Here is a 13,833-nt window from a genome sequence, read left to right on the forward strand (position 1 = left end):
AGCGATACCGTCCTCCCCTCCGTCGACGCAGGTCACCATGCTCGTTTCGTCGATCACTTTCTCGTACCCGGCCGTCGATGGGTCGGTTCGGGCGGAACTGGCGCGGCGCCTCATCGGCGCACCGCAGTTGGACGACGTCTTCGTTCTGTCCACATGTCTTCGAATCGAGGTCGTCGCCGTAGGCGACGAGACGAGATTCGAGGATGTGCTCACCAGCCTCTTTGATGGTGTCGATACCTCCGTGGGAAATACGCGGAGGGGAGAGGAAGCGGTACACCACCTCTTCCGGGTGGCCGCCGGCCTCGAATCGCCGATCCTCGGGGAGAGGGAAATCCTCAGCCAGTTTCGGCAGTCTGTGGTTGCCAGCGGGCAAGCGGACCGCGTCGCCGGGTTGTTCACCAAGCTTCTCGAGACAGCGGTTTCCGTCGGTCGTCAGGCGCGCGAACTTCTTCCGGGCTCGCCGCACGCCTCGATGGCCGCAGTGGCCGCCCAGGTAGTAGGGGGGCACCGTCGGGTGGCGATCATCGGGTCGGGCCTCATGTCGACCGCGGTGGTCACCGGCCTCCAGGGGCTTCCGGCACCGCCCGAGATCGTCGTTGTCAGCCGGAATCCCGAGAAGGTGTCCCTCGGAGGGGTGGAGGTCTGGCCGTTCGAGCGCGCGGTTGAGGCGTTGGCAACCTTTCCAGCGGTCGTGTCGGCTACTTCCGCAAAGTACCGCCCGTTGGCCGATGAGGAATTCGAGCGGGCAGTACGATCTCGCACCGACCGGCTGCTGCTGCTGGACATGGCAATGCCTCCCGACTTTGCTCCACCGGCCTCGACGCCCGTCGACTACGTGGACATCGACATGCTCGCCCGCATGGCAGATCGGCGGCCTCGGAGCCGGGACGCCGACGCCATGGTCGCGGCTTCCGCCGCTGATGCTTTCAGGGGGATCACGGATCACCACACTCTTGGCCCGGTGATAGGAGGGCTCACCCGGACGGCCGACGATCTCGTCGACCGGGTGGTCGATCGATTCTCCGGAAGACTTGCCGCGGAGGGCGACCGTGATGTTCTGCGTCAAGCAGTCCATACCGCCGCCCGGACTCTGCTGGCCGGCCCCATCGCCTACATCCGCTCCAGCGACCGACCGGAGGAGGCCATCGATGTCATCGCAGAGGCCTTCGGTGTCGAGGATGCATGAGTTGAGGATTGCAACGCGGCGCTCCCGACTCGCCCTTGCACAGGCGAGATGGGTGGCGGAGCGACTCGCTTCTGCTCATCCCGGCCTCGAGATTCGTCTGGTAGAGATCACGACCACCGGTGACACCGACCGCACGACCCCGGTCTTCGAGTTGACCGAGGTGGGGGCTTTCGTGCGAGCGGTGCAGCGAGCCGTGCTCGAGGACCGTGCTGATGTCGCGGTGCACTCGTGCAAGGACCTGCCGGTGATTGGTCCCGAGTCGTTGCGGTCTGCTTACCCGCGACGCGAGGTGCCGTGGGATCTGTTGTGTGGAACCACGCTCGCCGAACTCCCGGAGGGGGCCCGGGTGGGCACCGGTAGCCCGCGGAGATCTGCACAGTTGCTGGAATTGCGTCCCGATGTCGAGGTGCGCGGCATCCGGGGGAATGTCGAGACCCGGCTCGGGATGGTCGAGTCGGGTGAAGTCGACGCGGTGGTCCTCGCCGAGGCGGGGCTACGGAGGCTGGGAATCGATGGTGGCATCTCGCAGCGATTCACCCTCGAGCAGATGGTGCCGGCTGCCGGCCAGGCTGCGCTTGCGGTGGAGGGGGTCGCCGACAGTGACGCGATGCGGCTGGTAGATGCAATCGCGGATCCGGAGACGACGGAAGCCGTTCACGCAGAGCGAACCGTCTTGGCCCGGACCGGAGCGGGCTGTCGTGCCGCATTGGGGGTGCTCGCTCATCGAATCGGTGGTGAGATGGCTCTCGTCGGATTCGTCCACGACCAGCGCGGTGCCCGTCGTGCGACCGCACGTGCTGAGAACGCCGTCGCGGCAGTGGAATCACTGGTTGCCTCACTGGAGGTCGCATGACCGTCAGGGTCGCCGTCACCACGACCGCCGGCCGGGCCGCCGATCGGATCATTGCCCTCTCGGAGGGGTGCGGACTCGTCCCGGTTCTACTGCCATGCATACGTGTTGAGCCGGCAGCCGACGGGGTGCTCGATGAGTTGCGGGCGGCGGCCGAGTCGGCGGACTGGATCGTCGTGACGTCACCGCGCGCCGTGGAGATCGTGTGGCCCGAGGCCGCCATGCCATCTCGACCGGCGACCGCGGCGGTGGGGGCAACCACTGCCGACGCGGTTCGGCGGGCCGGGGGAGCGGTGGCGCTCTCCGGCAGTGGTGGCGCTGCCTCGTTGCGTGAACTTCTCGACGGGCGGGTCGGCGGCACCGCGGCCGTTTTTCCCCACGCCCGGGGTGCCGACGGCACCATGGCGAGGTGGCTGGCGCAGCACTGCTCCCACCTTGTGGCTGCGGCGGTCTATGCGACGGAGTCGCTTGCTCCTGCAGGTGATCCCGTCGACGCGGTGATCTTTGGATCGCCTTCAGCGGTGGCAGGATGGCGGAAGTCACGGGGTCTTTCCGGGATCGTCGTGGCTGCGATGGGACCGACCACCGCCGCGTATCTCGAGTCAGTGGGCCGCCCGCCGGACGTGGTGCCGGGGTCCCCGGGTGCGGCGGCGATCGTCGAGGCAGTCGCCGCGCATGTCGCCAGTAATGAAAGGCACGCATCATGACCACTTTCCCGACCGCCAGGGGGAGACGCCTGCGAGTGAGCGCTGCGATGCGGCGGCAGGTCGCCGAGACCCGCCTCGATAGTGCGATGTTCGTCTTGCCCCTCTTTGTGGTGGAGGGGGCCGGCGTGGAGCAACCGATCGGGTCGATGCCCGGGCACGCCCAACTCTCCGTGGACCGATTGGTTCCTGTTGTCGAGGAAGCCGCTGCAACCGGCGTGGGTGGTGTGATCCTCTTCGGGATTCCGGGGTCGAAGGACGGAGCGGGGTCTGGAGCGTGGGATCCCGCCGGCCCGGTCCCCGCCGCAATCCGGGCCATCAAGGATCGCGGCCTCGACCTCACCGTATGGGCCGACCTGTGCCTCTGCGAGTACACCAGCCACGGCCACTGCGGTGTGGTGGTGGACGAGCGAGTCGACAACGACGCGACGCTGCCGCTGCTGGCGCGGTCAGCCGTGGTGTACGCCGATGCCGGGGCGGACGTGATCGCCCCTTCGGACATGATGGACGGCCGGGTGGCGGCTGTGCGGGCGTCGCTCGACAAGGCCGGTCACGCCGAATTGGCCATCTGCTCGTATTCGGTCAAGTACGCCAGCGCTTATTACGGCCCGTTCCGGGAGGCGGCCCAATCGGCGCCCGCATTCGGCGACCGGCGGACCCATCAGATGGATCCGCCCAATGTCCGCGAGGCGTTGCGCGAGGTGGCCCAGGATCTCGCTGAAGGGGCCGACATGGTGATGGTCAAGCCTGCCGGGCCGTACCTCGATGTCGTGGCAGCGGTGCGGGCGGCTGTCGATGTTCCGGTCGCCGCTTATCAGGTGTCAGGCGAGTTTGCGATGATCGAATCGGCCGCAGCCAATGGGTGGATCGATGGAGACCGCATCATGATGGAGTCGCTGACCGGGATCGCCCGGGCCGGCGCCGACATCATCCTCACGTACTTCGCAACCCGTGCCGCCCGCCTCCTGGAGGTCCGATGAACTCCGTCGACTGGTACCACCGTGCCACTGCCGTCATGCCTGGCGGGGTCAACTCGCCGGTGCGTGCCCTCAAGGGGGTCGGTGGCACTCCGCCCTTTGTGGTATCCGCCGCCGGGGCTCATATCGAGACCGCTGATGGTGATCGCCTCATCGACTTCGTGGCCTCATGGGGGGCACTGATCTTGGGGCATGCCCGTCCCGAAATCGTGGGTGCATTGCACGAGGCGGCCAGCCGCGGCACCTCCTACGGGATTCCGAGCACCGTCGAGGTGGACCTCGCCGAACTGATCGTCGATCTGGTGCCGAGCATCGAAATCGTGCGGATGGTCAACTCGGGTACCGAGGCGACAGCATCATCCATTCGAGTGGCTCGGGCGGCCACCGGCCGAGCGGGGATCATCAAGTTCGAGGGGTGCTACCACGGCCACGCCGACCCGTTCCTGGTGGCCGCCGGCAGCGGTCCGGCAACCCTGGGCCAGCCCGACAGCCCCGGAGTGCCCCCGGCGACAGTGGCCGATACCCGGTCCGCGACGTTCAACGACCTGGTCTCGGTCGAGGTGGCCTTCTCATCCGGGGACATTGCGGCGGTGATCGTCGAACCCGTTGCGGGCAACATGGGCGTCGTCCCTCCCGCTCCTGGCTTTCTGCAGGGTTTGCGTGACCTGTGTGATCGCCACGGCGCCCTCCTGGTGTTCGACGAGGTGATGACCGGCTTCCGGGTCGGCCTCGGCGGAGCCCAGGAACGATTCGGCATCACCCCCGATCTCACCTGCCTGGGCAAAGTGGTTGCCGGCGGCGCCCCGGCAGCCGCCTACGGGGGCCGCGCCGATCTGATGCGCATGGTGGCGCCAGACGGTCCGGTGTACCAGGCCGGAACCCTTGCGGGTAACCCGCTTGCGGTCGCCGCCGGTCTCGCCTGCCTGCGCTACCTGCGGGATCATCCCGGCCTCTACGACGATCTGGAGACGATGGGGGCCCGCATGGAGCAGCGTCTCACATCTGCCCTGGCGGATCACGAGGTGCCGGGGTGCGTGCAGCGGGTCGGAGCGATGCTCACGGTGTTCTTCGGACCGGCGAAGGTGCGGTCCTGGGAAGATGCCAAGAACATCGATCGAGCCCTGTTTGCTCGCTTCTATCACGAAGCATTTCGCACCGGGGTAGTGCTGCCACCGTCTGCCTTCGAGGCTCTGTTCCTGATGGAGGACCACGGGCCGGTACTCGACGAGGCCATCGAGATCCTGGCCACCGCCATCGGGGCGATCGCGTGAGCCGCCCTCTCGTCGACGCCCTCCTTCAGAGAGCCGTCGACCGCCCACCGGTGTGGATCATGCGTCAGGCGGGCCGATATCTCCCCGAGTACCGGGAACTGCGGTCGGGGAAGACCTTTCAAGAGTGTGTGTCCGATCCGGCTATCGCCGCCGAGGTGAGTCTGCAGCCGATACGCCGGTTCGACATGGACGGGGCGGTGATCTTCGCCGACATCATGACTCCGCTCGAGGCGATGGGAGTCGATGTGGAGTTCGACCCGGGACCGAAGCTGCGGCCCCACGAACTCGCCGAGATCGCTGCCCTCAAGATATTCGACCCGGAGCGGGTCGGTTTCGTGGCGGAGACGATCAAGCGGGTGCGCGCCTCGGTTCCCGACACCACGGCAGTGATCGGTTTCGCCGGCGCGCCGTTGACCCTCCTCGCCTATCTGGTCGAGGGCGGGGGTTCGAAGGAGTTCATGATGCTTCGGGCGGCTCTCCGTCGAGACCCCGCCGGGGCGAGCGCCGCACTCGATGTGCTCGGTAGGGCGATGAACTCATACCTCCGGATGCAGGTGGACGCCGGTGCCGATGTGATTCAGCTCTTCGACAGTTGGGCCGGTGTCCTCGATCGGGAGCGATTCCAGGAGCTGGCGGTCCCGGGGGCCAGGACGGCACTCGACGGACTCGAAGTACCCCGCATCTACTTCGCCCCCGGAGCCGGCCACACCCTCGACCTGCAGCCGACGATCGCAGCAGACGCCTACAGCGTGGATTGGCGCCTCCCCATCGACGAAGCGTGGGATCGGCTGGGCGATGTCGCCATCCAGGGAAACATCGACCCCGCGGTCCTCTTGACCGACCCCGATACGATCCGACGGGCCGTTACCGATCTGCTCGCTCGGGTCGGCGGACGCGCCGGCCACGTCGTCAATCTCGGGCATGGGATCGACCGCCAGACACCACCCGAGCACGTTGCCGCCCTCGTGAGAGCCGTTCGCTCGTGAGAGCCGTTCGCTCGTGAGAGCCGTTCGCTCGTGATAGAAGTCTCTGCGGAGCTGCTTGCCCGGCATGACCGTCCCGGGCCGCGTTACACGTCCTATCCCACCGCGGTCGAGTTCGGCGAGGGCGTGGGACCCGACGAGTATGCCGACCGGCTGGCGGCGGCGGGCAGCAGGCAGAACGATCCGCTGTCGCTCTATGTGCACCTTCCCTTTTGCGAGGCGCGCTGCTCGTTCTGTGCATGCCATGTAGTCGTCGCTCGCCGGCCGGAAGTCGCCGAGCCGTACATCGACCGCGTTGTGGCAGAGGCGGCTCTCGTCGCCGCACACCTGGGTGCGAGACGGAGCGTGGTCCAATACCACTGGGGCGGGGGCACGCCGACTCATCATCCTCCGGCGGTGCTCCAGGCGCTTCATGAGAGGCTTCTCGACCACTTCGAGCTCGACCCCGTTGCTGAAGTTGCTGTCGAAGTCGACCCGCGGGTCACCAGCGACGCCCATCTCGACACCCTCCGCGAACTCGGTTTCAATCGTCTCTCGCTGGGGGTGCAGGACCTGGACCCGGGTGTGCAGGATTTGATCGGAAGGGGCCAGACGCTCGAGCAAACCGAGCACCTGTATCGGGAGGCACGAAGGCTTGGATTCCCTTCGATCAACTTCGATCTCATCTACGGGCTTCCCGGCCAGTCGGAAGAGACCTTTACACGGACCCTGGCAGCCGTCGTCGAGATGCGTCCTGATCGACTTGCCGTCTACTCGTTCGCATTCGTCCCCTGGATGCGGCCACATCAGAAACGCATCGACGAGGGCCTGCTTCCCGACACGCCCACCAAGTTCGCCTTATTGGCCACAGTGGTGGCGACGCTGGCCGCGGCCGGATATCGGCAGATCGGCATGGACCACTTCGCGCTGCCCGGTGACGAACTGGTCACTGCAGCGGACAACGGCACGCTGACCCGTACGTTCATGGGGTACACCACCAAGCGGGACACCGATACGGTGGCGCTCGGCACCTCGGGCATCTCCGATGTCGACGGCCTTTACGCGCAGAATCATCGCCGTCTCGCCTCCTACTACGAGTCCGTGGACGCCGGGCGGCTGCCGGTCGAGCGGGGGTATCGACTCGACGCCGACGATCTTGTGCGCCGGTTCGTGATCACCGAGTTGATGTGCAATGGCCTGGTCGACCTCGCCGCCGCCGGAGACCGCTTCGGAGTAGATGGAGTCGACTACTTCGCCGCCGAGGTGGGCGCGCTGTGCGCCCCGGGGGGTCTGGTCGAGGAGGGGATGGCCCGGGTGGACGGGGCGACGGTAGTGGCCACCGAACTCGGAGCCCTCTTCGTGCGGCGTCTGGCGACGGTGTTCGACGTTCACACGGCCCGGCGTTCAGGCGACAAGCCGATGTTCTCGAGGACGGTGTGACCTCGATGCCCCGGGTCGTCATCGTCGGCGGTGGGCTGGCAGGGCTATTCACGGCCTCGGAACTGATGGCGGCGGGGGTCGACGACGTCGTGGTGCTCGACCGGGGCCGTGAGCCAGGGGGCATGACCAGGACGATCCAACGGGACGGCTTTTCGCTCGAACCGGCGGCGGGGACCCTCCTCTTGCCTCATCCCCATCTGACACCGGTCCTCGCTCGCCTTGGAGCCGGGGTCGCGGCGGCGGTGGATGGCGGTCTGCGATATGTCTTCACAAGGGGCCGGTTGGTTGCCCTGCCGTCGTCACCGAAGGCTGCCTTCGCCCCACTTGTCCCGTGGTCGGCGAAGTTGCGAGCCGCCGCCGAGCCCTTGATTAAGGGCCGGCAAGTAGAAGAGGAGAGCCTCGATGCTTTCCTGCGCCGCCGGCTCGGTGGCGGTCTCGGCGGGATGATTGCCTGGGTCGCGGCGGCGGGGGTGTTTGCCGGCGACCCCGCCAGGCTGTCGGCGCGTTCAGCCTTTCCTGCAATCACCGGTCTCGAGGATGAGGCGGGATCGATCGTGCGGGGGGGAGTCCGAAGGCTCCGCAAACGACCGAAGGGTGCGCCGCGGCCCACCAGCCATGTGCCGCTGGGTGGTATGACCGGCCTCGCAGTGGCCGCTGCGGCTCGGCTGGGCGATCGTCTTCGCCCCGGCTGGGAGGTCGAATCGATCCGACGGCAGGGCGGCTTCTGGGAGATCGCGGCTACCGACCGGCTGCAGGCGGATCACTTGGTCCTGGCTTGTCGGCCCAGCGCGGCGGCGAGACTCGTTGGCGGCGAACTCGCCGCGGTGCTGAGAAATGCCGTGAGTGCTCCGGTGGTCGTCATGGGCCTGGGTGCCGCCGCCTCAATGCTTCCGCTCCCGCCGGGCTTCGGCGCCGTCGTGGGGCCTGATGCTCGCACCGCCACTCTTGGTGTCCTGTTCGAATCCTCGTACGCCCCCCATCGGGCACCCGAAGGGGCCTCGCTGGCCAAGATCATCGCCGGAGGGGCGACCCGGCCAGATGTCGTCGATTGGGACGATGACCGGCTATTGAGCGAGGTCTCGAGGGAGGTGGCCCGGATCCTCGGAAGCGACATCACGCCTTCCTTTATCGAGATCGTCCGTCATCGGGAGGGGATCCCCCAATACGACTTGGGTCACCGCGACTGGTTGCGCAATATCGACGAGTTGGTTGCCGTCACCCCCGGGCTCCATCTCACCGGATGGGGCTACCGCGGCGTGGGTGTGGCTCACCTGGCGACCGACGCCACCCGCCTTGCGGCGAGGATCGCCGGAGGGTGAGGCCTGCTAACCCGTCACGCCGGCGAGGCTGCCGAGATCGATCGAAATGAGCACCGCCAGGAACACGATTATCAAGGCGTGGACAACGAGCACCGGACGGCGCCATGGGTGATTGGACTTCCAGAATCGGCGGAAACTCCAGGCATTGGCGGCGATCGCTACCGCGCCGATCAGCAGTCCGAGCGCGGGTCCGACGCCCGGGGCGAAACCGAGCACGGGAAGCAGGAAGGGCAGCACGACATAGCTCAGCGTGCATCGCACCCCCGAGACGAGAACCGAGACGTTGAATCCGCGGGTGAGGTCGGAGGCGTTGGGGGCAGGGCAGGAGAGGCCGGAGGTCGTCGGTTCGCCTGCGTGGAGGGTGTCCATCGGGTGGCCTGGGTCGGGTGCCGCAGGATACCGGACTACCGATCCTCGACAGAGGCCAAGAGCGACGGCACCGGAACGGCAATAGCCCGCCTGGGGTTTCGTATCATGGTGTCCACGGGGATGTAGCTCAGCCCGGCAGAGCACCTGGTTTGCATCCAGGGGGTCAGGGGTTCGAATCCCCTCATCTCCACAGTCTGTGGCTTCGATGGCCGCAGAGGGTCGCCGACGAGACGACGGAGGATTCGATATGCGCAACGCGGTGATCGTCGATGCGGTTCGTACCCCCAGCGGTAAGCGCAACGGCGCCTTCAAGGACATCCATCCCGCCGATCTCGCTGCCCTCTCGCTGCAGGCGCTGATCGAGCGGAACGAACTCGATCCCGGTCGCATCGATGACGTGATCCTCGGCTGCGTGATGCAGACAGGGGAGCAGGGTGTCAACATCGCCCGCAATGCGGTGTTGGCCGCCGGGTTCCCCGAGGAGGTTCCCGGGACGACCGTCGACCGCCAGTGCGGTTCCGGACAGCAGGCCGCCCACTTCGCCGCCCAGGGAGTGATCGCCGGCGCCTACGACATCGTGATCGCCGGCGGTGTCGAATCCATGACCCGGGTGCCGATGGGCATCACCGCCTCGCAAGGGCCGGGGTTCCCATTCGGGCCGAAGATGCTCGAGCGGTACAGCCACGGACTGGTCCCACAGGGGATGTCGGCGGAAATGATCGCCGAGAAGTGGGCGGCGTCGCGCGAGCGCCTCGACTCGATTGCGTTCGACTCCCATTCGCGGGCTGCGGCGGCGACGGCGGAGGGTCATTTCGAGACGCAGATCATCCCGGTCGAGGTTGACGGCGAGATGGTCACCCGCGACCAGGGGATCCGTGATGACACTTCGATGGAGGCCCTGGGGGCTCTGAAGCCGGCCTTCAAGGCCGACGGCAAGATCACTGCCGGCAACTCGTCGCAGATCTCCGACGGTGCAGCCGCGATGTTGATCATGCTCGAGGACAAGGCAGAGGAGTTGGGGTTCACCCCGATCGCCCGCTTTCATCAGTTCGCCCTCGCCGGCACCGATCCGGTGATGATGCTGACGGGCCCGATTCCGGCCACCGAGAAGATCCTTGCCAAGGCGGGCCTCACCATCGGTGACATCGACCTGTTCGAGGTCAACGAGGCTTTTGCCTCGGTGATCGCCGCCTGGCTCGACGAGACCGGGGCCGACTGGAGCAAGGTCAACGTGAACGGTGGGGCGATCGCCCTCGGCCATCCGCTGGGATGCTCGGGGGCGCGGCTGATGACCACCCTGGTCCACGAAATGCGCCGCCGCAAGGCGAAGTGGGGCCTGCAGGCGATGTGCGAGGGCGGTGGCATGGCCAACGCCACCCTGCTCGAGCTCGTCTGAGCGTGGACGTCGTCCAGGTCGTCATCGCTCTCGCCATCGGTGCTGCCGTGATGGGGCTCGGTGTATGGGGAGTCCGATTTCTGGCGACGCCGGCGCCACCCGAACCCGATCCGAACGACATCGTCGACATCGAGCAGGCGTTCCGCTGCGCGGTTTGCGGGATGCGACTCACCATCACCCACGCCCAAGGAGACGACGTCGCCGCCCCCCGTCACTGCCGAGAGGAGATGGAGCCCGCCTGAAGCAGGCCGCCCCCGCTCCGGCCACGGCTCCGGCCCGAAGTCAGCCCTCGGACGATGTCCACAGGTGTTGATAAGCCGTGGATAACAACAAAGGTGTGATTCGGATCTGGCTGGAGCCGGAGCGGGAGCCGGGGCTGGCTCGGGGTCAGTGCAGATTCAGCGTCATCATGAATCCGATGCCGATGGCCCCGAGGCCGCTGTAGAGGTAGATGCTCCGCTGGCCGCCGGGGAACAACCCGATGTAGTTGAGGATGATCATCAGCACCCCGCCCGCCATGAGGGCGAACATCAGGGTGACATACCACCGCGGGGAGACCTTGGTCTCCTTGTGCACGGGTGGCGGAGTGACGGTGCGGTGAGGCTTGCGGCGGCCTTTGGACTTCGGCATGCGGCCAGGGTAGCGGGCCGCCCCCGAGGCACCGCGGGGGCTCGTCGCGGCTACCGGAACCTCGGGAGTCAGACCCTCGCCGCGGCAAGGATCAGGGCGGTGGGCCGTCGTACGGTGGGCAGGGGTTGCCTCCGCCGAGGACCGGATCGGCCACCCAATAGGTGATGAGGTACTGGTTCGATTGGAACGGGATCGGGTCTTCCGGTTCCGGGTCGATCATCCTGATGTTCCCCTGGTAGGCCGCGTTCGGGTCGTTGCAGAAGCCGCCGAAGTCGTCCGACTGCTCGAAGGTGAACACCGGGAATTGGTTGTTAGCGTTGGTGGGCGGCGGCCCGTCGGGCCGCATCTCGTAGATCTCGTAGTCGAGCGGGGCGAAGACCGGGTCGAACACGACCGTCACCGAGGATCCGGCCGCGACGATCTCGCCCGGCGGGGGTGTCTGCTGCACGGCCCGGCCCTCGCACGCGTGGTTGCCGAAGGTGTACGAGTACTCGTCGTCGCTGGCAGTCTGCGCGTTCAAGACGAGGCCCGCATCGGAGAGCCGCTGCTCGGCCTGCTGACGGGTCACCGCGTTAGGGCACCCGCCACCACCACTGGTGAACATATTGGGGACTTCTGCGCCTGCGACCCCGAAGGACACGGTGACGGTGGTGCCGACCTGCTGGGTCGTCCCCGGGCCGGGGTTCTGGCTGACGGCACGATCGACATCGGAGCTGCCTTGGGCCACCAACACGTCTTCCCCGCGCTGGAAGACCAGGCCTTCACCTTCGATGGCATTGCGGGCGGCGTTCTCGGTCATGTTGTCGACATTGGGCACTGTCACCTCGGTGGAGGCTTCGCCGAGGCGGATCGTGACGCTCGAGCCGAATTCGTGTGTCTCGCCGGGTGACGGATCCTGCTCGGCCACGCGGCCGTCGTTCGGGTCGTCCCACTCGAGGACGAGATTCGGGCCGACGCTGACCACGAACCCGAACTCTTCGAGGCGGTTGATGGCGGCGTTCTCGGTCATTCCGATGACATTGGGGACCACCGAAGGGACCGCGCCCTCGGACACGATGAGGAGAAGCGTCCCGCCCGACGGCAGCAGTTCGCCGGCGGGAGGCTCGGTCGCGATGACGAATCCCTCGAGGACCTCGGCGTGGGGGCGTCGTTCGATGATGATCTGGGCGAGATCGAACCCTTCTTGCTGCAGGGCGAACAGGGCATTGGCCTCTGATTGATTGACGACGTCGGGCACCGTCAGGGCATCGACGCCGGCCGAGACGGTCAGGTTGACCAGGGTGCCCTCGTCCACGATCTGACCCGGTGGCGGGCTCTGAGCAATCACGACGTCCTCGTCCACCACCGGTGAAGCCTCGAAGACCACCGTACCCACCTCGAGGCCGGCGGCCTCGATCAAGGCCTCGGCATCGGCCCTGAGCCGATTGACCACATCCGGCACCTCGGCCGTGCCTGGCGCGCCGGAAACGAGCAAGGTGACGGTGGACCCTATTTCAACCTCTTGCCCGGCCGCCGGATCGGTTCCTGCGACCCGGCCGGTCTCGATGTCGTCGTCGGCGACGATCTGCTGCTCTACGACGAGGCCGCGGCCCTCGAGGCGCTCCGTGGCTGCTTCGACGGTCTGGCCCCGAAGGTTCGGAATCGAAACCGTGGTGCCCCCGGATGGCCCCAAGAGCCGGACCAGCAGGATGAGTCCGAGGCCCACGAGGGCGGCGGCGGCGAGGATACCGATCGTGATCGTGGTGCGGTCGACCCGTCCCGGCTCCTGATACGCCGGTTCGACATATGTCCTCTGGCCGTCGAAGGGATCGTCGGCATCGGCGAACACGCCACCCGCGCCGACGGCTCCCACTGCCGCCATGACCCGGGTGGGGGCTTCGTTCTCGGGCGCAGCCAGCGGAACCTGGCCGGCGAGCACCCGGCGCAGGTCCGCCGCCATGTCCTCGGCTGTCTGGTAGCGGTCGTCGGGATGCTTCGCCATGGCGGCCAGCACCACCGCTTCGAGGCCCCGGGGGATGTTGGGGTTGAGGTCGGAGGGCAGCTCCGGCTCCTCCCGAACATGCTGATAGGCCACCGCCACCGGGCTCTCGCCGTGGAACGGGGGCTGGCCGGTGAGCAGCTCATACAGGACGACCCCCAGCGAGTAGATGTCGCTACGGGAATCTGCGGTAAAACCCTGCGCCTGCTCGGGGCTGAAATAGGTGGCGGTGCCGATCACTGCGCCGGTGCGGGTGAGCTGCTCCTGATCGTCGAAGGCCCGGGCGATCCCGAAGTCGGCGACCTTCACCTTGCCGTCAGGCATCAAGAGGATGTTGGCCGGCTTGATGTCGCGGTGGACCAGTCCCTGGGCATGAGCTGCCGAAAGCGCCGACGCTACGTCCACGCCGATCTCAGCTACACGTCGGGGGAGGAGGGCACCCTCGGAGCGCACCACCTCGCGCAGGTTCCGGCCCTGCACCAACTCCATGACCATGAAGTAGGTGCCGTCGTCCTGGCCCCAATCGTGGACGGCGACCACCCCGGGGTGGGTGAGGTTGGCGGCGGCCTGAGCCTCGCGGCGAAAGCGCTCGATGAACGCCTCGCTGCGGGCGTACTCGCTGTGGAGGATCTTGACCGCGACCTGCCGCCCGAGGCGACGGTCCTCGGCCACATATACGTCAGCCATCCCGCCGCGGGCGAGATGGGAGACGAGGGCGTACCGGTCTGACAAGACCTGTTGCGAATCCACG

The 13,833-nt window shown here is 67.0% G+C and carries 13 protein-coding genes and 1 tRNA gene; 11 read left to right on the plus strand and 3 right to left on the minus strand.

The window, feature by feature from the left end; translation table 11 throughout:
• The first annotated feature begins 37 nt into the window (after positions 1 to 37).
• The 8 genes from WD184_03625 to hemG are packed head-to-tail and all read left to right on the plus strand — an operon-like array spanning position 38 to position 8,709.
• On the plus strand, positions 38 to 1,186 hold the full coding sequence (locus tag WD184_03625) for a hypothetical protein (protein ID MEX0825838.1): 1,149 nt from the start codon (positions 38 to 40) through the stop codon (positions 1,184 to 1,186).
• Entirely contained in the window at positions 1,179 to 2,039 is an 861-nt protein-coding gene (gene hemC / locus WD184_03630; GenBank protein ID MEX0825839.1) for a hydroxymethylbilane synthase, read from the plus strand. The genes WD184_03625 and hemC overlap by 8 nt, the downstream gene beginning before the upstream one ends.
• Positions 2,036 to 2,743, plus strand: a complete 708-nt coding sequence (locus tag WD184_03635; GenBank protein ID MEX0825840.1) for a uroporphyrinogen-III synthase — start codon at positions 2,036 to 2,038, stop codon at positions 2,741 to 2,743. The genes hemC and WD184_03635 overlap by 4 nt, the downstream gene beginning before the upstream one ends.
• Positions 2,740 to 3,720, plus strand: a complete 981-nt coding sequence (gene hemB / locus WD184_03640; protein ID MEX0825841.1) for a porphobilinogen synthase — start codon at positions 2,740 to 2,742, stop codon at positions 3,718 to 3,720. The genes WD184_03635 and hemB overlap by 4 nt, the downstream gene beginning before the upstream one ends.
• The gene (hemL, locus tag WD184_03645) at positions 3,717 to 4,988 is read left to right on the plus strand and encodes a glutamate-1-semialdehyde 2,1-aminomutase (protein ID MEX0825842.1); all 1,272 of its coding nucleotides are present in this window, start codon (positions 3,717 to 3,719) and stop codon (positions 4,986 to 4,988) included. The genes hemB and hemL overlap by 4 nt, the downstream gene beginning before the upstream one ends.
• On the plus strand, positions 4,985 to 5,974 hold the full coding sequence (gene hemE, locus WD184_03650; GenBank protein MEX0825843.1) for a uroporphyrinogen decarboxylase: 990 nt from the start codon (positions 4,985 to 4,987) through the stop codon (positions 5,972 to 5,974). Before hemL ends, hemE begins: the two co-directional genes overlap by 4 nt.
• A 30-nt stretch (positions 5,975 to 6,004) precedes the next feature.
• The gene (hemN, locus tag WD184_03655; protein MEX0825844.1) at positions 6,005 to 7,390 is read left to right on the plus strand and encodes an oxygen-independent coproporphyrinogen III oxidase; all 1,386 of its coding nucleotides are present in this window, start codon (positions 6,005 to 6,007) and stop codon (positions 7,388 to 7,390) included.
• A 5-nt stretch (positions 7,391 to 7,395) separates the two neighbouring features.
• Positions 7,396 to 8,709: a protoporphyrinogen oxidase gene (hemG, locus tag WD184_03660; GenBank protein MEX0825845.1), complete on the plus strand. Its 1,314-nt coding sequence runs from the start codon at positions 7,396 to 7,398 to the stop codon at positions 8,707 to 8,709.
• Between the two features lie 6 nt (positions 8,710 to 8,715).
• On the opposite strand, the gene WD184_03665 is transcribed toward hemG, so the two are convergent.
• Positions 8,716 to 9,078 (minus strand): hypothetical protein, encoded by a 363-nt coding sequence (locus tag WD184_03665; GenBank protein MEX0825846.1) that lies wholly within the window; start codon positions 9,076 to 9,078, stop codon positions 8,716 to 8,718.
• Positions 9,079 to 9,194: 116 nt separating this feature from the next.
• On the opposite strand from WD184_03665, the gene WD184_03670 reads away from it, so the two are divergent.
• From WD184_03670 to WD184_03680, 3 genes are all read left to right on the plus strand, one after another.
• A tRNA-Ala gene (locus tag WD184_03670) sits at positions 9,195 to 9,268 on the plus strand.
• A gap of 57 nt (positions 9,269 to 9,325) precedes the next feature.
• Positions 9,326 to 10,474: a thiolase family protein gene (locus WD184_03675; protein ID MEX0825847.1), complete on the plus strand. Its 1,149-nt coding sequence runs from the start codon at positions 9,326 to 9,328 to the stop codon at positions 10,472 to 10,474.
• A gap of 2 nt (positions 10,475 to 10,476) precedes the next feature.
• Positions 10,477 to 10,716: a hypothetical protein gene (locus WD184_03680; GenBank protein MEX0825848.1), complete on the plus strand. Its 240-nt coding sequence runs from the start codon at positions 10,477 to 10,479 to the stop codon at positions 10,714 to 10,716.
• A gap of 145 nt (positions 10,717 to 10,861) precedes the next feature.
• On the opposite strand, the gene WD184_03685 is transcribed toward WD184_03680, so the two are convergent.
• Positions 10,862 to 11,104, minus strand: coding sequence for a cell division protein CrgA (locus tag WD184_03685; protein ID MEX0825849.1), 243 nt, complete (start codon positions 11,102 to 11,104; stop codon positions 10,862 to 10,864).
• 91 nt (positions 11,105 to 11,195) lie between these two features.
• On the minus strand, positions 11,196 to 13,832 hold the full coding sequence (gene pknB, locus WD184_03690; protein MEX0825850.1) for a Stk1 family PASTA domain-containing Ser/Thr kinase: 2,637 nt from the start codon (positions 13,830 to 13,832) through the stop codon (positions 11,196 to 11,198).
• Position 13,833 lies beyond the last annotated feature (1 nt).

Source organism: Acidimicrobiia bacterium, assembly GCA_040878325.1.
Classification (GTDB): Bacteria; Actinomycetota; Acidimicrobiia; order Spongiisociales; family UBA11373; genus JAUYIV01.

What these genes read in the sequence shown, in the direction of transcription:
- hemG (MEX0825845.1), top strand. Translation starts at nt 7,396, where the DNA reads ATGCCCCGGGTCGTCATCGTCGGCGGTGGGCTGGCAGGGCTATTCACG.
- WD184_03625 (MEX0825838.1), top strand. Translation starts at nt 38, where the DNA reads ATGCTCGTTTCGTCGATCACTTTCTCGTACCCGGCCGTCGATGGGTCG.
- WD184_03635 (MEX0825840.1), top strand. Translation starts at nt 2,036, where the DNA reads ATGACCGTCAGGGTCGCCGTCACCACGACCGCCGGCCGGGCCGCCGAT.
- hemC (MEX0825839.1), top strand. Translation starts at nt 1,179, where the DNA reads ATGCATGAGTTGAGGATTGCAACGCGGCGCTCCCGACTCGCCCTTGCA.
- hemB (MEX0825841.1), top strand. Translation starts at nt 2,740, where the DNA reads ATGACCACTTTCCCGACCGCCAGGGGGAGACGCCTGCGAGTGAGCGCT.
- WD184_03665 (MEX0825846.1), bottom strand. Translation starts at nt 9,078, where the DNA reads ATGGACACCCTCCACGCAGGCGAACCGACGACCTCCGGCCTCTCCTGC.
- WD184_03675 (MEX0825847.1), top strand. Translation starts at nt 9,326, where the DNA reads ATGCGCAACGCGGTGATCGTCGATGCGGTTCGTACCCCCAGCGGTAAG.
- hemL (MEX0825842.1), top strand. Translation starts at nt 3,717, where the DNA reads ATGAACTCCGTCGACTGGTACCACCGTGCCACTGCCGTCATGCCTGGC.
- WD184_03685 (MEX0825849.1), bottom strand. Translation starts at nt 11,104, where the DNA reads ATGCCGAAGTCCAAAGGCCGCCGCAAGCCTCACCGCACCGTCACTCCG.